Annotated in this window: 16 protein-coding genes and 1 tRNA gene; 7 read left to right on the top strand and 10 right to left on the bottom strand. The window is 60.0% G+C overall.

Annotation, left to right across the window (positions count from 1 at the left end):
* Nucleotides 1-12: 12 nt before the first annotated feature.
* The 6 genes from VF684_RS00675 (at nt 13) to VF684_RS00650 (ending at nt 3,878) form a co-directional block, all read left to right on the top strand.
* Nucleotides 13-402 carry a type IV pilin protein gene (locus VF684_RS00675; RefSeq protein ID WP_005343572.1) on the top strand — a complete coding sequence of 130 codons (390 nt, stop codon included), beginning with the start codon at nt 13-15 and terminating at the stop codon, nt 400-402.
* 1 nt (nt 403) lies between these two features.
* Nucleotides 404-823 carry a GspH/FimT family pseudopilin gene (locus VF684_RS00670; RefSeq protein ID WP_005338751.1) on the top strand — a complete coding sequence of 140 codons (420 nt, stop codon included), beginning with the start codon at nt 404-406 and terminating at the stop codon, nt 821-823.
* The gene (locus VF684_RS00665; protein ID WP_005358533.1) at nt 820-1,212 is read left to right on the top strand and encodes a type IV pilus modification PilV family protein; all 393 of its coding nucleotides are present in this window, start codon (nt 820-822) and stop codon (nt 1,210-1,212) included. Before VF684_RS00670 ends, VF684_RS00665 begins: the two co-directional genes overlap by 4 nt.
* Nucleotides 1,206-1,766 carry a PilW family protein gene (locus tag VF684_RS00660; protein ID WP_005338746.1) on the top strand — a complete coding sequence of 187 codons (561 nt, stop codon included), beginning with the start codon at nt 1,206-1,208 and terminating at the stop codon, nt 1,764-1,766. The genes VF684_RS00665 and VF684_RS00660 overlap by 7 nt, the downstream gene beginning before the upstream one ends.
* A complete protein-coding gene (locus VF684_RS00655; protein ID WP_139439999.1) occupies nt 1,763-3,382 on the top strand; it encodes a DUF7305 domain-containing protein in 1,620 nt (539 codons plus the stop codon). Before VF684_RS00660 ends, VF684_RS00655 begins: the two co-directional genes overlap by 4 nt.
* Before the next feature lie 94 nt (nt 3,383-3,476).
* Nucleotides 3,477-3,878 (top strand): VOC family protein, encoded by a 402-nt coding sequence (locus VF684_RS00650; RefSeq protein WP_005338740.1) that lies wholly within the window; start codon nt 3,477-3,479, stop codon nt 3,876-3,878.
* Between the two features lie 135 nt (nt 3,879-4,013).
* Here VF684_RS00650 and VF684_RS00645 read toward each other — a convergent pair whose 3' ends face one another.
* From VF684_RS00645 to VF684_RS00630, 4 genes are all read right to left on the bottom strand, one after another.
* The gene (locus VF684_RS00645; RefSeq protein ID WP_376898913.1) at nt 4,014-5,492 is read right to left on the bottom strand and encodes a carboxypeptidase M32; all 1,479 of its coding nucleotides are present in this window, start codon (nt 5,490-5,492) and stop codon (nt 4,014-4,016) included.
* A 138-nt stretch (nt 5,493-5,630) separates the two neighbouring features.
* Nucleotides 5,631-6,212 (bottom strand): DNA endonuclease SmrA, encoded by a 582-nt coding sequence (gene smrA, locus VF684_RS00640; RefSeq protein ID WP_139440001.1) that lies wholly within the window; start codon nt 6,210-6,212, stop codon nt 5,631-5,633.
* Between the two features lie 187 nt (nt 6,213-6,399).
* Nucleotides 6,400-6,579, bottom strand: coding sequence for a DUF3149 domain-containing protein (locus VF684_RS00635; RefSeq protein ID WP_005338733.1), 180 nt, complete (start codon nt 6,577-6,579; stop codon nt 6,400-6,402).
* A gap of 121 nt (nt 6,580-6,700) precedes the next feature.
* A complete protein-coding gene (locus tag VF684_RS00630) occupies nt 6,701-7,603 on the bottom strand; it encodes a TraB/GumN family protein (RefSeq protein ID WP_376898911.1) in 903 nt (300 codons plus the stop codon).
* 88 nt (nt 7,604-7,691) lie between these two features.
* Here VF684_RS00630 and VF684_RS00625 point away from each other — a divergent pair, with 88 nt between their 5' ends.
* The gene (locus tag VF684_RS00625; protein WP_139440003.1) at nt 7,692-8,024 is read left to right on the top strand and encodes a DUF1904 family protein; all 333 of its coding nucleotides are present in this window, start codon (nt 7,692-7,694) and stop codon (nt 8,022-8,024) included.
* A gap of 91 nt (nt 8,025-8,115) precedes the next feature.
* Here VF684_RS00625 and VF684_RS00620 read toward each other — a convergent pair whose 3' ends face one another.
* The 6 genes from VF684_RS00620 to VF684_RS00595 all read right to left on the bottom strand — a co-directional run bounded on the left by VF684_RS00620 (nt 8,116) and on the right by VF684_RS00595 (nt 15,432).
* Nucleotides 8,116-8,943 (bottom strand): SDR family oxidoreductase, encoded by an 828-nt coding sequence (locus tag VF684_RS00620; RefSeq protein WP_376898909.1) that lies wholly within the window; start codon nt 8,941-8,943, stop codon nt 8,116-8,118.
* 141 nt (nt 8,944-9,084) lie between these two features.
* On the bottom strand, nt 9,085-10,533 hold the full coding sequence (locus VF684_RS00615; protein WP_005338723.1) for an OprD family outer membrane porin: 1,449 nt from the start codon (nt 10,531-10,533) through the stop codon (nt 9,085-9,087).
* Between the two features lie 501 nt (nt 10,534-11,034).
* On the bottom strand, nt 11,035-12,972 hold the full coding sequence (locus tag VF684_RS00610; protein ID WP_139440004.1) for a methyl-accepting chemotaxis protein: 1,938 nt from the start codon (nt 12,970-12,972) through the stop codon (nt 11,035-11,037).
* A gap of 105 nt (nt 12,973-13,077) precedes the next feature.
* On the bottom strand, nt 13,078-13,962 hold the full coding sequence (locus VF684_RS00605; RefSeq protein ID WP_139440005.1) for a DMT family transporter: 885 nt from the start codon (nt 13,960-13,962) through the stop codon (nt 13,078-13,080).
* 188 nt (nt 13,963-14,150) lie between these two features.
* Nucleotides 14,151-14,227: transfer RNA gene (locus tag VF684_RS00600), tRNA-Arg, on the bottom strand.
* A 50-nt stretch (nt 14,228-14,277) separates the two neighbouring features.
* Nucleotides 14,278-15,432, bottom strand: coding sequence for a flagellar assembly protein FlgT (locus VF684_RS00595; protein ID WP_376898906.1), 1,155 nt, complete (start codon nt 15,430-15,432; stop codon nt 14,278-14,280).
* Nucleotides 15,433-15,544: the final 112 nt, after the last annotated feature.

Here is a 15,544-nt window from a genome sequence, read left to right as displayed (position 1 = left end):
CAAGGATGATAAGTGAACGACTGTAAGGCATGGCCCCATTGCCGGGGGTTTAGTCTGATCGAGTTGTTGATCGCCATGACGGTTGTCAGCATTCTCGCGGCCATCGCGTTGCCAGCGTATCAGGGTTATCTGCAACAGGGACGTCGTTACGAAGCGCAGCAGCAATTGCTGGAGCAGGCGCTCGCCCTCGAACGTATCTATACCCAACAGGGCCGTTATCCCGACACGTTTGCCACCCCTTCCAACACGGATTTCTACCAGTTCAGCTACAGCCAGCAAGATGCTGGCGACTACCTGCTCAAAGCCATTCCAACGACGCGACAACAGGATGAGTGCGGCACTCTGACCCTCGATCAGACCGGTTATCGCGCGGCCAATCGCCATGACTGCTGGGGATCATAAGATGAATGTGCGTGGATTTACTCTGATTGAGTTGATGATCACGGTCGGCATCGCCGCCATCTTGCTATTGGTCGGGTTGCCCTCCATGAGTCAGCGCCTTGCGGCCGAACGGCTCGATCGCAGTGCGACCGAACTCGCGTCTGCCTATCGTTTTGCCCGCAGTGAAGCGGTCAAGCTGACCCTGCCGGTGGTGCTGCAGGGCACCGAGAACGGTGGCTGGGAGGTGATGGCTGACAGCAAGTTGCTGCGTCAGGCGGCAGCACCTGCAGGCGGAGTGGTGATCAAGCCGTTTGACCCCATCCAGATCGCGCCAACCGGCAGCAGCAGCCACGCCGAGATCATTCTGGCCAATCGCCTCGGTGAGCAGCGGGTGCTCTGCGTGGCCCCGAGCGGCCAGCTGCTGCAAGGGAGCTGCTCATGAGACACGCCGCACTTGCCCGCCAGCAGGGCTTCAATCTGGTGGAGATCATGGTCTCCATGGTGTTGGCGGTGATGGTGTTTCTCGGTCTCGCCAAGGGGCAGGTGGTCTCGTTGCAGCAGGCGCATTACAGCTTGCAGAGCACCCTGGCCACGATCGAGGCTAGCAACAGCGTGGAGCAGATCTGGAGCTCGTTGTGTGAAGTGCAGCGCAAGCCCGAGCGGTTCACCCAGGCCGATTTTCTTGCCCGCTTCACCCTGCAGGATGGCCACCGGCTGGTGCTACCGAACCGTTATAGCGACAACTTTGTGGTCGCTATCGAGTGGCAGGATGAGCGGGTCTCCGGCGCCAAGCGGGTGGAGCTGAACGCAGGATTTCCGCCTTTATGCTAAGCGTCCCCTCACGGCAACGAGGCGTCAGTCTCGTCGAGCTGATGATCTCCATGGTGCTCGGTCTGATGCTGATGCTGGCGATTTTTGCCGGTTACGCCCCGATCAAGAGCACGGTCGAGCAGAGCAAGGCGCTGGAGCAGGCGAACGAAGTGCTGCGCTTTGCCACCCTCACCTTTACCAACAGCATCAAGCAGGCGGATCAGCTGATAGCCGTCACCCCTGATCGTCTGACGCTGGCTTTCAAGGTGGAAGGTGGCAGTCAGGTGCTCTCCTGCCTTGGCAACCAGAAAACCGCCGATTTTACCGAGCAGTACCGCTTCACACCGCCGGTGCTCAGTTGTGATGACGGAGATGGTCCGCGCCTGTTGCTGGCCCATCTTCAGGATCTTGAATTCGGCCAGCAGGGTGCACTGGTCAATATCCGCATCTTGCCCGAAGGGCTGCCGAGCTATCTGGCACCGGGAGTAGAGGTGCAGGTGGCCCGCCGCAAGGCGGTCTGGGCAGCAGCGTTGGCCACATCCGGTGCCAACGCTACAGCAGGGGGAGCGGGATGAACAAGGGATTGCAGGGGCAGCGGGGAGCCGTACTGCTGGTGGTGCTGGTAGTGAGCCTGCTGTCGAGTCTGCTGGTGTTTACCAGCATTCAGGAGAACCAGTTGCAGACCCGCCTTAGCGGCAATTTTCACAAGAAGATCAATGCGCAGCTCAGTGCCGAGCAGGGGATGAACGAGAGTTATCGAGCCCTGCATCAGGCCCTTGGCGCCGAACCGCGGATAGAGTGGGAGCGGCTGGTGCAGAAGGTGCCAAGCAAGGGCGAAGGGGCCATGGCGGGCAGCCGCTTTAGCATCGAACAGCTGGATGCCTCCGCCGGCAGCAAGCTGGCGTTGCAGAGCCATGGCCGCTATCTGGAGGGAAATGCCAGCCTCAATGCCCTGTTTGCCCTAAAGCGCGAGCCGGGCAATCTGATCTTTCAGGACTCGGTGGTGGCATGCGAAGGGCTCAGCCTCTCCGGTAGCGGTTTTATCGACAGCTACGACTCGCGCAAGGGCAAATATGGCGGCACCAACATTAAGCAGAATGCCAAGGTGGCGACCGTCAGTGACAAGGCCAATGTAGTGCTCGACGGTAATTCGCCAATTTGGGGCGATGTGCGGGCAACAGGTACCGTGACCCTCAACGGATCTTCTCCCATCTCAGGCAACGTGAATGCCGGGAGTGACGTCATTATCTCCCCCTCTTCGGACAAGATTGTCCGGGTCTCCGGCAATGTGAAAGGGGGCGGTAGTTTGACCCTGAAAGGGGGGCGCATCGGTGGTCAGGTGGCGGTCAACGGTAATGTCTCCATGGACTGGGGTACCAGCATCGACAGCGGCAAACTCAGTTATGGTGGTGCTGGCTTTTTTAAAGATCAGGCGAACCAGAAGTATCTGGATCCCCAGTACCGCACTCACCCCAAGCTGCCACCCGTGGCCGGACAGGTGTGTGACCCACTCAATGTGGCCGCGCTGCCCAAATCGTTCCCCCCTGCAACATTGCCTATTAATGGCCCGTTGACGCTTGGGGCCACCCAGCAGATGGTGCTGACCACGGATCCCGCCACTGGCTCGGTCACCAGCAGCAACCAGCATAAGCCCGGGCTGCCGCTACCCGGCAAGGGGGAGCTGTTTGGCAAGGAGCAGACCGTTTACAAGCTCGACAGCCTCAATATGGGGGCCGATGCCAGTCTCACCATCAAGGGGGATGTGGTGCTGCTGATCGACAAGGATTTCACCATGACTGGCAGCAACAAGTTGACGGTGAGCGAGGGGAGCAGCCTGACCCTGATCGTCAGCGGCAAGGTCGATCTCGGGGCCGGAGCCGAGGTGACGGCAGCCAAGCAGGGGCTGACTGCTGGCGGTACGCCTGCTATCTCCATCTATTCCGCCTATAGCGGCAAGGATGGGATCAAGCTGTCGGGCAATACGCCGCTTTATGCCGCCCTCTATGCCCCGCTCACCGAGATGAAGATCAGCGGAAGTGGCGGTCTGTACGGGGCGGTGCGGGCAAAACACCTGACCGAGAGTGGCGCGGGCGGTGTGCACTATGACGAGGCGCTGGGCATGGCAGATTTGGGCGAAGATCAGGGGCCGCCGCCGACACTGGCACTGCGGCAGTGGCACTTTGTGCAGTGAGGCTGGCGAGCCGCTAAAAAGGATCGAATGGGGCGCGCAACTGTGAGATGGTGGAGATCTGTCCACCCAGCCGTTCACTGTTGAGGAGTGCTCCATGCCAGGCCCCGCTCGCGCCGGTGCCCTGATCTATGCCAAGGATCCGGGCCTGCTGACCCACTTTTACCGTACCTTGCTGCAGATGGTGGTCTGCAGTCAGGATGAGCAGTTGGTGGTGCTGGAAAACAGCGATATCCAGCTGCTGATCCACGCCATTCCCGAGCCTTATGCCGGGCAAGTTGTTATCAAGCGGCCGCCGGCACTGCGGGAAGAGGGGGCCATCAAGCTGTTCTTCACCGTCTCCAGCCTCGCCTGGGCGGAAGCGAAGGCGGCGGATCTCGGCGGCGGTTTGCTGCCACAGCAGTGGACAGGGCCCGGCTTTGTGGTGCGCAACGCCTTCGACCCGGAGGGCAATATCCTGCAACTGCGCGAGTTGCTGGGTTCCCCGGACCCCCTCTGAACCTTCTCTTTTTACAGCATTGCCGTGACGGCGTGCTGTGCCATACACCGCCATAAAAATGAACCGCCATAAAAACGGGGCCCTGTAGTGGTCAACTAAAAAGGGCCCCGTTCTGCTGTTAGCTTACTGCGCTCATTACTTCAGGTAGCGCTGTTCCAGATGCTGGCGCAGCCAGTGCGGGTTGAGCGCTTCACCAGTGGCGCGGCGCACCAGCTCGTCGGTGCTGTGCAGGCTCCCTTGTGACCAGATGTTGCGTCCGAGCCAGCCGAAGATTTCCGGCAGGCGGCCCGCCGCGATCACCTCACCCATGCTGCCCAGCTCTTTCTCGAGGGCAAAGCGCAGCTGGGCGGCATACATGGCGCCCAGGGTGTAGCTCGGGAAGTAGCCGAACGAGCCGTCGGTCCAGTGAATATCCTGCATGCAGCCATTGCGGTAGTTGCCCTTGGTGGAGAGCCCCAGCCACTGCTGCATCTTGGCATCCCACAGCTCGGGGATGTCGGCCACCTCGATCTTCCCTTCAACCAGATCGCGCTCCAGCTCGTAGCGCAGAATAACGTGGGCCGGATAGGTCACCTCGTCCGCATCGACCCGGATAAAGCCCGGCTCGACCCGGCTGTAGAGCTTGGCCAGATTGTCCGGCGCAAACGCCGCCTGTTCGCCGAAGTGGTGACGAATGCGTGGTGCCAGCAGCGCGAGGAAGGCCGGATGATGCCCCAGCTGCATCTCGCAAAACAGGCTCTGACTCTCGTGGATCGCCATGGAGCGGGCCTCGGCCACCGGCTGACCCAGCAGATGGCGCGGCAGCCCCTGCTCATAACGGGCGTGACCGGTCTCGTGCACTATGCCCATCAGGCTGGAGACAAACTCCTGCTCGTTATAGCGGGTAGTGATCCGCACGTCGGTCGGCACGCCGCCGCAGAAGGGGTGACTGCTCACATCGAGCCGGCCGTGGGCGAAATCAAAGCCGAGCAGTCCCATCACCTCCTGACCGAGTGCCTGCTGGGTCGGGATGGGGAAGGGGCCTTGCGGCAGCAGCAGGGCATCGCCCTTCTGCTGTTCACTCACGGTCTGGATAAGAGCCGGCAGCCAGTTGGCGAGATCGCCGAAGATCTGATCGAGCCGTGCACTGGTCATGCCCGGCTCATAGAGGGCCAGCATGGCGTCGTAGGGGCGCACGTCAAGCGCATCGGCCCGCAGTTGCGCTACTTCACGGGAGAGTTTCACCACCTCCTCGAGATTGGGGGCAAAACCGGCCCAGTCGTTGTTCTTGCGCTGGCTGCGCCAGGCGTGCTCGCACTTGCTGCCAGCGAGCGACAGCGCTTCGACCAGCTCACCGGGCAGCAGGCTGGCATCTTGCCACTGGCGCTTGATCTCGCCGAGGTTGGCCCGTTGCACTTCATCCAGCGGCTCACTCTCGGCCTTGGCAATCCAGTCGCCCAGCTCGGGAGCGGTGCGCTTCTGGTGGATCAGCAGACCGAGTTCGGCCATCGCTTCGGCGCGGGCATCATTGCCCCCTTCCGGCATCATGGCCGCCTGATCCCAGCCGCAGATGGCGGCGAGGTGGCTAAAGCGGTGGATCTGCTGCTGCTGATGTTCAAGCTTTTGATATGACATGGGATTGTCCTTGTTATCGTCCCTGATGGTATGCCGCCCCGTACCTGGCATGATCGGGGCCGTTCGATGCTAACACCACCGCCGCATCGTTGACCACCATCATGCAGGTGGGTCAAAGGCGTGGGGGCGAAACGCGGATTAGCCGAGCCGCTTTTGGTGCCGTTCGCGGTTTTCCGCTTTTTTGCGTTCGCTTTTACGCAGCAGCACGTATAGAGCACCGCTGCCGCCGTGGCGACGCTCGGCGCTGTGGATCGCCATGACGGCGGGCAGTTGCGGCAACCAGGCGCTGACATAGCTTTTCAGCAGGGCGCGCGGGGTGCTGCGCTCCCCCTTGCCGTGCAGGATCAGCAGACAGCGGATATCCCGGAGTTCACAATCCGCAATGAACTGCACCAGCGTCTGGCGCGCCTCATTGAGGGTTTTCTGGTGCAAGTCCAGGCTGGCCTGCAGCTCATATTTGCCGAGCCGCAGCTTCTTGTAGACCCCCTCCTGCACCCCATCGCGTTTGAAGCCGACGATTTCGTGCGGATCGCGCATCTCGATGGCCTCCATGGTGAGGTGGTCGAGGGCGAGTTGCTCGGCGGTGGCAGCCTGACGGCGAGCGAGCTGCGCCTCGGTCGGGGCGGATTTGGCCGCATGGGGATGGATGTTGTCGCTGCGAATGGGCCGCACGTCGGCCACTTCATTCATAAATAGCGAGAGTTCGTCGTTATGAGACACGGCAGGCTCCCCATAAGAAAAAGTGGGGGCCATTATAACGGTCGTAACCGGCACAGAAAACGGGGAAAGGGGGAGCGGATAAGGGGCACCCAGCATGGACACTGGTGCAGCCAGGCCCGGGAATCACAGTCGCGAACCATAAAACAGCACAGGCGGTCAGTGTGAGCTGCCGCCTGTGGTCAGAGGATTATTTTCCCTCTTTGGGCTGTTGAGAATGGGGTTGCTGTGAATGAGGCGGTTGCGAGTGCATCACCTTGTAGATGAAGTAGGCCGCGTAAGAGCTGATGAGCAAGAAGGTGCCGATAATCACCAGCATCGACATCAATCCCACGCTGTTGCCAAACATCAGGTCCAGCCAAAAGTCCATTTTATTGCTCCTGTCACCCGGTTGATGACAGGCATGATAAATACCTCTTTGCCCCGTCCGGGATGATCCCGATCAACTCCCTTGCAGGTTGTTTAATAACCAGCTCGATCTGTGATCGTTCTCACTGGACTCCTTGTGACAGAGCCTGCACAGGGCTCGGTGTGGTGAGCGGGGTAATGCGCCACCCTTGCTGCTCCAGCAACGCCAGCAACCCCTGCTCGCCGTAAAGGTGCAGGGCGCCTACCACGATAAAGCTCTCGTTGGGCAGGGTGGACCATTTCTTCAGCCAGTTATGGTTGCGCTCGGCCAGCAGGGTCTGCTCCATCCAGCTTTGTAGCGCGGGCGGGGCCATCTCCTCCTTGAGCAGATTGATCAGCGTCGCCTCATCTCCCTGCTGCCACGCCTTCATCACGGCGGCGAAACCACTCTCCAGCATCGGTAGCTCATCCAGGGTGCTGGCGAGCATCAGGGTCTGGTTGTCACCCACGCTGGCCAGATAACCGAGCTGCTCCAGCAGGGTTTCAAAGCCCACCACCGGTTTGCCCTCTTTGGCGGCCCGGGTGGCAAAGTGCTGGTCTATCCCGAGTTCACTCTTGAAGTCGGAGCGGGCCATAGCGGCCTGGGTCAGGGTAATGGCGGCAAACCAGGGGCGCAGGGTGGCGAGGGTCGCCTCGTCGATGCCATAGCGGGCCCCCGCCATCAGGGTGCGTTGATAGAGTTCGGCAGGCAGATGATCCTTGAGCGGTTTGCCATCCACCAGTCGGGTGAGGGAGCCGGTCTGTTGCCACTGATCCGGCGTGATTCTGTTCATGTCCACCTCCATCACCAGTGCGCGACTCTGCAGCCAGGCACGCTCCACCGGCTCGGGCAGCGGATAGAGGGCAGGCTTGCCCGCATGGATGGAGCCCAGCAGCCAGTGTTGCTGGTTGCCCTTGCTCACCCGATAGAAGGCGGGATCGGCAAAGGCGTGCAGCGGTAGCAGCAGGCAGAGCAGGAAGGCAAAGAGGGGGCGATGAAATCTCATGGGGATCCTTAATATGCGCCGGGTGACTTCTCTTGCTGACAATAACCCCTATGATAAGTCCTCATTTCAGATAACCAAGAGGTTTGCCATGCCCCATCTTCGTTTTCGCGCCGTGGCGCTCGATACCCTGCAACAGGTGAGTGGCCCGCTGCTGGCCGAGCTTTGCGAGCTGACCGGCGGCAAGCCGGAGTTTGTCACCATGGAGCGGGTGGAGAGTTGCTGGATACGCAACGGTGAGCCAGAGACGGGTTTTCCGTTTGTCGAGCTGCACTGGTTCGAGCGGCCGCAGGAGATGCAGGACGCCGCCGCGCGCCTTATCACGTGCCATTTGAAACGGGTGCTGGGGGAGCAGACCTATGTGGTGGTGCAGGTGATACCTTTGGTCAAGAGCGCCTACTACAGCAATGGCGAGCACTATTGAAAAGAGGGACCAACCTGGTTGGCGGGGCGGGTGACGCCGCTATACAGCTAACTCAATCCGGGCGGCAGGATGCTTGTCGCCCATCACGGGATCAGGCCGATTTGGCCAGCAGTTTATCGAGCCAGCGAGTGGGCAATACCCGTCGCAGGAAGGCAAACAGCCGGGTTGGAGTGGTCACCGGATAGCGTGCCTTGGGATGGGCGTGGGTCAGAGCATGGAGCAGCGGCGGGATGCAGGCTTCGCTTGGGAGGGTAAAGCCGCTGGTGGCCCCCTCTTTTTCCAGCCGCGTCAGGGTCTGGCGGTAGGCCGACTGATGACGGCTCTGGGCCGGGTCGATGTGCCGCAGGAAGGCGCTGCGGGCATTGGCACGAAAACGGGTATCGATGGGGCCCGGTTCAATCAGGCTGATATGTACCCCGCTACCCGCCAGTTCGAGGCGCAGAGTGTCGCTATAACCTTCCAGTGCAAATTTGCTGGCGTTATAGGCGCCGCGATACTTCATGGCAACCAGCCCCAGTACCGAGCTGTTCTGCACTATCCGCCCCTCTTTGGCCTCCAGCATCGGCGGCAGCACCTGACGGATCAGATGGTGCCAGCCAAACAGGTTGGTATTGAATTGTTCCCTGAGCGCCTCGGTGGGCAGATCTTCCAGCGCCCCGGGTTGGCCATAAGCGCCATTGTTGAACAGGCCATAGAGGCGCCCGCCTGCCAGATGGAGCGCCGCACTGGCACCTAGCTCGATGGAAGCAGGGTCCGCCAGATCCTGCTGTACTGCCAGCAATCCCTGTTGCTGCAGACGGGCCACATCTTCCGCCTTGCGCGCCGAGGCGATCACGGTAAAACCGTGCTGCCCGAGCGCCTGTGCGGCGGCGAGGCCAATACCGCTGGAACAACCGGTGATCAGAACAAAACGGGGCATGATGGCGTCCTTGTGACTGCTGACAAAAGCGTGTGGGCAGGTGAGCGGGTAAAATCCTTATCCGGCTCGCATGTTAGCCTGCCAACCGGTAAAAAGAAAACCGGGCCAAGTGGCCCGGTTTGCTGACATCGTATTGCCTGATTACATGAAGGTAAGCGGCATGATGATGTGGAACTTGACGTCGTGCTCGGAGGCGAAGATGTTGGGGTAATCGGTCCAACCGCCGCCCTGGCTGATGTCGTTGTTGTAGTCGGTGTAGTGCAGTTTGAACAGGGTGCCTTTCAGCTTGCCATCCTGCACGGTATAGGTGACATCGAAGTTGGCTGCCCATTCGGTATCTTCACCGTTGGCTGCTTTCTTGCCTTGACCGGTTTCGATATCCCAACCGTAAGCACCGGATACACCGACGGACCAGCCAGGCGCACCAACCAGGTCATCCAGAGAACGGGTCACGCCGAAGAACAGTGCTTTCTCGTTGTTTGCGTTCCAGTCAGAGCGGGAGTCCCACCAAATTTCGTTGGCACCCTGGGAGTTGGCGTAGCCACGGGTCAGACGGGGCAGGTAGTTGCCTTCCGCACCTTCAGCCTTGGTCCACAGACCTTCCAGACGGAAGCCGTACGGGCCCATGCCCCAGGCGGCTGTCAGAGCTTGTTGCCATGCCAGACCGTCATAAGTCTCGATCTGGGAAGCGCCCTTGGTGTAGGTCTCGGTCTCGGAACCGTAGAACTGGTAGCTGGTGGAGAGGCCGCCCAGTACGTCAAACTTGTGAGCCAGTTTGAAGTGGTAGCTATCCATGTAGCCTTCGGACTGACCGAAAGAACCGGTCACTGCAGTGCCATTTTCGAAGGTGTAACGGGCTGCGATACCGTGGATGTAGTCGATGACGTTTTCATCAGCGAATGGATCCATCCACGCTTTGGCACGGGAGAAGACCTGAGTCTCTTTGTACCAGGGGGCCTTGTACTCGTCAGCGATGGCGTAGGTCAGGTAGAGGCCACCGAAGTTACCTTCAACTTGACCACCACGATAGGTACCCGGCTGATAAGACCAGTTAACACCGATTTGGCCAGGGACATACAGCTGGGTATAACCACCCTTGGCAGTGATGCCGCCGTCCAGGAATTTCAGCTTCATCGCTGCGTTGGAGAGGCTGAAACCACCTTCAGGGGAGCCATCTTTGGCGTTGTTGCCCCAAGAACGGCCAGCGAAGGAGAATTCGTTTTCCTGGTTGACCGGGTGATTTTCGGTAACGGCCAAGTCATAGGCACCGAAGCCGCCCAGATCCAGACCTACGGTGTCCCAGGCATAACCGGAGTTGAAGTTAAGAGCGGCTTGAACGGTGGAATGGCTCAGGTTGGACTGGTATTTGCCTTCTTTCTTGGCTGCAGTCGGGTCACCATCGATGCGCTGACGATCACGCTGGAAGTAGAACAGACCGCCGGTCAGTTTGGAGTCTTTAACGAAGGTTTCATAGGACTGGCCGTATTCCGGGCTCATCATATCCTGAGCTGCCAACGCCATACCGGGGGCGACCAGAGCGGCTACCACAGCGGCACTCAAAGCGGCGCGCTTGAAGATCACTTTTTCCATTTTTATTGCTCCTGATTTTATGGACTTAGCTTTTTTTCCGGCAGTTGGCATCGGGCCTACCGCTCGGTATTGGCATTGCAATCAAAACCCCGAAGGGCAAAAAATCTTGTCTTGGCTACCTGCAAACCCGGATGTCTTGGCACATCTGTAGTTGGCAGTCCTGATCATCACATGTTGTTTTTTTATGTTCCGATTCTTGGCTATCGGACAACCTCAAGAGTACGTTCGCGGTGCGAAATATCAATGAAAAGTTCCCTCAACGTTTCAAAAGTATGACCGAGTGCAAATAATCATGGGCAAGGTCGTAAACAGCCTCATGGCAGGTATCACGGTGATGAGAGCGTTTTCTTGAGGCTGCGGCCAGCGCCAGTGCGGGTTTTCATCCGGTACGGGGGAAGAGGTGTCAGTTAACCTGCCGATAACAGATAATTTTGTGCTACAAAAAAACTTTCCCTCTGGTCGAGGGAAAGTGATCTGGCAAAGATGTGGGGCGAATAGGGGTCAGCCTTGCTGGCCGAGGATGCGGGGGATCTGCTGCGCCTGATGGTGGATATGGGACGAGACCTGCACCGAGAGCTGACTAACCTGACGGGCATGCTGATGGATACGGGAGATCAGATCGGCAAAACTGGCCAGCTTGTGCTCCTGACTTTTGGCGTTGTCGGCCCCCTGCAGGGCGATCACTGCGGTGTTGCGGGCGATCTCCCGCACTGCCTGGGTGGTCTGGCGCAGTTGTTCCGCCTGCGCCCGCTGGCGGCTTGATTCGCTGGTGATCCGGTTCAATACAGTGCCAAGTTGTTCGCCGGATTGGGTCAGGCGCCCCAGAATATCGGTGATCTGGTTGAGGGATTGCTGGGTATTAGCCGAGAGGTGGCGCACTTCATCGGCGACCACGGCAAAACCGCGTCCCTGTTCCCCTGCGCGGGCCGCTTCGATGGCGGCGTTGAGGGCCAGCAAGTTGGTCTGCTGAGCGATATGACCGATCACATCGACAATGGCCGTCACATCGGCAACCGAGCGGGTAAGGGCTTGCAGCGCCTCATCACTTTCGTCAATTGCCAGTCCGGTCTGATGAGTGGCGTGCAGCATGCTCCCCACCAGATCTTCGCTCTGGCTCATTGCCTGCTCGTTATGGTGGGCATGCTGGGCGATGTCGGCGGCGACCTGATGGACCTCTCCGGCCAGCTGGTTAAGCTCATCCATCATCTGACCACTCTCGTCGACCACCTGTTCGGTGGTGCGGGTGCTGTGGTGGATCTCGTCAACCTGGCTGACCATCCCTTGCAGACTGAGGGATACCGCAGACAGCTGCCCCTCTTTCTGTTGTTGGTCCAGTTGCAGGCGACCGATCAGCCGGTTGTAGCTGGCAACAATATCGGCCAGCTCGTTGCGATCGCGCCCGGTAGGCAACGGCTCGGCCTGCCCCGTCTGATCGAGCTGCAGAAAGGCTCCGCGCAGTCGCAACAAGGGGGCGAGCAGCCAGCGTCGTTGCACCAGCGCAAACAGCAGGGCGACAACCACTAGGCAGAGCGCCAGCGTACCGAGGATGGTGGCCAGCTCCTTATTGACGGCTTGCCGTTCGTGGGCAAGTTGTTCCCCCATCAGTCTGGTCGCTTGCAACATCGCCATGATGTCTTGCTGCACGGTCTGGCGGCCAGCCTGTTGCTGTTGTAGCGCCGTGCGGCTGTTGGCCAGCTCCTGCGGATAGCGGCCCAGCAGCGAGCGTAATTCGCTGCGCGGTTGATCTCCCAGCTCCTTGCGCACCGGCTCCCCCAGCGTGAACTCATCGGCGGGCGCCTCTTCATACAGGCCGAGCAGCGGCAAGGCTTGCAGCGCTTGCGCCTGTTTTTGCAGTGCCTCCAGCTCGAAGCGGATCCCTTCGAGCAGCTTTTCATTGCCCTGCTCCATATAGCTTTGGCGCAAATGGGCGAGGCGCGGCAGGCCCGCCAGGATCTCGGCTGCGCCGCTGCGATATTGCTGTGCCGCGGCAGATTGTTCCGTGCTGGCGCCTTGCTCCCCATAGCGGATCAGCGCCATGGCCTGGCTGCCCAGCTCACTCTCAGCATTTTGCAGCAGCAGCTGGCTGTTGCCCGAGAGCTTGCCTGCGGCCTGATAGTCGTGCGCGATGCGCTGCGCCATCTGTTCGAGTTGCTGTCTGAGCGGGGCTGCCACGGCATCATCCTGAGCGGCCAGCGAGGAGAGCGCTTGCTGGCTGACTTTCTCCGCTGCGGTCAGTTGTTGCGGATCGCCGCTGTTGAGGTAGTCACGCAGGCTGTTTTGCAGGGTCACTGTCACCAGTTGTTGCAGCGTCTCGTGCTGATGCTGGGCCTGATTGGTACGGGCAAGCTGTTGCCAGCCGTGGTAGAGGGCCAGCGCCTGTCCTCCCGCAACCAGTAACAAAACAAGGGAGGATAGGGTGGCGTAATGGGCGATTTTCACGGGGTAATTCCTGTCAGCACAGACCATGGGGGGGCGTGGCCAGAGCCTAAACAGGGATGATGGCGTTTTTATGACAGTATGGTCAGGTAGCCCTATCTTGCCGGCTTAACTGGCTGGGGATACCTGAGCGCTGTTGCGTTGGCCCAGCATACCGAGCAGGGCGCCTCCCATAATAAGTGCACCGGCCAGCAGATGGCGCGAGGTCAGCTCTTCTCCGTTCAATGCCACTAACAGCAAAGTACTCAGCAGCGGTGTCAGGTAGGCAAGGGCACCGATCCGGCGTGGATCGCCGTCTCGCAGTGCCAGATACCAGGTCACAAAGGCCGCCCCCATCGGGCCCAGCGCCAGCCCAATGATGAGGCTCCAGTCCCTGGTGGGGATCTGCGCGAGCGGCAGGGGTCCCTCCAGCAGACGGGCAAGCAGCAGCGCCAGCAAACCCGCGGGCAGACAGGCTGCCGCAGTGACCACGGCGGGGGCTGGCGGCAGACGGCGTGATAATACCGAGTAGGCTCCCCAGACGACAGCTGCACCGAGCGCCAACAGGTATCCCGGCAGATAGGCCTGCTGCAGTTGCAGCTCGCCATCGACCATCACCAGCATGGAACCCGCCAGACCAAAGGCGCAAGCCAGCAGGTGATGGGCATGGAGTGGATGGCCGGGCAACAACAGCGGGGTGAACAGAATGATGCAGAGCGGCCAGAGGTAGTTGATGAGGTTGGCCTCCAGCACCGGGGCATGGCGAAAGCTCATAAAGAGCAGCAGATGGTAGAGCAGCAATGCCGCAACCGTCACCAGCCAGGTAATAGGGCGAGCGCGCCATTGGCGCCAAAACGGCAAGACCCCGACCCCGCAGAAAAACAGCACCAGCCCGACCAGCACCAGTGGTGACACGCTGGTGACCCGTGACGTCAGCGCCGCCAGTGAAGCCCACAGCACAATGGTCAGCAGTGCAAAACCGGTGGATCTATCCCACCAGGAACATCCGGACATCCAACACTCCTTTGCAAGATGAAACAGGGCTTGGCCCTCAAAGATAAGCCAAAGAGAAGCAGTCTATCAGAGAGCGCATGCTCTGAACGCAGAAAGGATAGGGTCATTACGGTTGGATGGTCGGATTCATTGTCGCCAAAAACGACCAAGGGGTTGGCATCATGATGATGCCAACCCCTTGTTTTATATGGCGCTCCCGACTGGAGTCGAACCAGTGGCCTGTCCCTTAGGAGGGGACCGCTCTATCCTACTGAGCTACGGGAGCCTTGTGGCGGGCATTATACAAGAAGCAACTCCCTTTTAAACCCTTGATTCCTATTCCAATACTGCCAAATCCCCGTTCTGGATGTTGAATGGTGAATATTTGTTCTGACTGCTGATGATGGCGCCGTCGTCGAACACCTGCACTACTTCGAACAGGCCGTCGGCCGGGTTGCGCATCATGCGCGACTTGCCGTAGGGGTCGATGAAGTCGGCGTTGTGCTGGATGCGGAACTGGTCGCCAAGTTTGACACCGTTGCGTCGCCCAAGATTGATGTAGGGGCCGCGTTCGTTCTGGCCGACCACCCGGGCGGTGACCGGGGCGCAGATGAGCTGGGCCACTAGATCCTGAGCCGCCTGTTGCAACTGGTAGTTGACCTCCTGGCCATAACTTGACTGCCAGAACTGGCCGCTGCTGCTGCCCACCTGTTCCCGCTTGCCAAAGGTCCAGGTGGCACGCCCTTCGTAAACTTTGCGGTTGATCAGACTGCCGTTGATACCGTCGAACAGGTAGAGCTGCATGCGAAAGTTGCGCACCGGATCCTCATACCAGCTGGTCAGCTGGTTGCCCTGCGGCTCTATGGAGAGATCGTCGATGCTGCCGAGCACCAGATATTGGCTGTCGGTACGCAGGCTGAGCGCCTTGATCTCTTCCAGAGCGCTGCGATCCCCCTGTTGCAGATGCAGCGGATCGATGCGCAGGTTTTCATCCAGCCACTGGCGCACCGCGACCCCTTGCGGCGCGTTGGCGAGGGTTTCGAACAGCCGGCGTGAGAGGTTTTCCGGCATGTCGTCCATGGCGCCGTAGCTGGCCTGATCGGGGTAGCGCATCCGCAGCCTCACCAGTGTCAAATCCTTGGCGAAGTGCTGGGTCTGGCAGATCTGGCGCTCGGCCTGAATGTCGGCCACTAGCGTGATATACATGCGGCCGTTGCGCACCTCTTCCCGCTTGAGCCGATACTGGCGAATGTCGCCGCCGGAGCGGATCTGGATCTGCTCGGAGCGCAGGCTGCCATTTTCCAGACGCTGGACGCTGGAAACGGCCGCGCCGCTGGCCAGCAGCGCCTGACGCAGGGCGTCGCGGGTCGCCTGCTCGCGGGCATAGACCTCATCGCCCCCCAGAATGGCGGCGCTGCCCTGCGCTTCGATAAGCTCGGCTCGGGCGCTCAGGCTGGCCAGCAGCAGGGTCAACAGCAGCGGTAATTTCATAGCAGATACCTTGAGTTGGCGGGCCGCCGAGCCATTTTGAGGAAATGGCGCCTGCTGGCCGACATGGATCACAACACGTTCCAAGTGGCAGCGCACGTTGGCGCTGACGATG

The sequence above is a fragment of the Aeromonas sp. Lyrl_2 genome (genome assembly GCF_051948815.1).
GTDB classification, from domain to species: domain Bacteria; phylum Pseudomonadota; class Gammaproteobacteria; order Enterobacterales; family Aeromonadaceae; genus Aeromonas; species Aeromonas veronii.
Note: the sequence above shows the minus strand (reverse complement) of the source record. Positions and strands in the feature narration are given on the sequence as shown.

What these genes read in the sequence shown, in the direction of transcription:
- VF684_RS00670 (WP_005338751.1), top strand. Translation starts at nt 404, where the DNA reads ATGAATGTGCGTGGATTTACTCTGATTGAGTTGATGATCACGGTCGGC.
- VF684_RS00665 (WP_005358533.1), top strand. Translation starts at nt 820, where the DNA reads ATGAGACACGCCGCACTTGCCCGCCAGCAGGGCTTCAATCTGGTGGAG.
- VF684_RS00660 (WP_005338746.1), top strand. Translation starts at nt 1,206, where the DNA reads ATGCTAAGCGTCCCCTCACGGCAACGAGGCGTCAGTCTCGTCGAGCTG.
- VF684_RS00655 (WP_139439999.1), top strand. Translation starts at nt 1,763, where the DNA reads ATGAACAAGGGATTGCAGGGGCAGCGGGGAGCCGTACTGCTGGTGGTG.
- VF684_RS00650 (WP_005338740.1), top strand. Translation starts at nt 3,477, where the DNA reads ATGCCAGGCCCCGCTCGCGCCGGTGCCCTGATCTATGCCAAGGATCCG.
- VF684_RS00645 (WP_376898913.1), bottom strand. Translation starts at nt 5,492, where the DNA reads ATGTCATATCAAAAGCTTGAACATCAGCAGCAGCAGATCCACCGCTTT.
- VF684_RS00635 (WP_005338733.1), bottom strand. Translation starts at nt 6,579, where the DNA reads ATGGACTTTTGGCTGGACCTGATGTTTGGCAACAGCGTGGGATTGATG.
- VF684_RS00630 (WP_376898911.1), bottom strand. Translation starts at nt 7,603, where the DNA reads ATGAGATTTCATCGCCCCCTCTTTGCCTTCCTGCTCTGCCTGCTGCTA.
- VF684_RS00625 (WP_139440003.1), top strand. Translation starts at nt 7,692, where the DNA reads ATGCCCCATCTTCGTTTTCGCGCCGTGGCGCTCGATACCCTGCAACAG.
- VF684_RS00620 (WP_376898909.1), bottom strand. Translation starts at nt 8,943, where the DNA reads ATGCCCCGTTTTGTTCTGATCACCGGTTGTTCCAGCGGTATTGGCCTC.
- VF684_RS00615 (WP_005338723.1), bottom strand. Translation starts at nt 10,533, where the DNA reads ATGGAAAAAGTGATCTTCAAGCGCGCCGCTTTGAGTGCCGCTGTGGTA.
- VF684_RS00605 (WP_139440005.1), bottom strand. Translation starts at nt 13,962, where the DNA reads ATGTCCGGATGTTCCTGGTGGGATAGATCCACCGGTTTTGCACTGCTG.
- VF684_RS00595 (WP_376898906.1), bottom strand. Translation starts at nt 15,432, where the DNA reads ATGAAATTACCGCTGCTGTTGACCCTGCTGCTGGCCAGCCTGAGCGCC.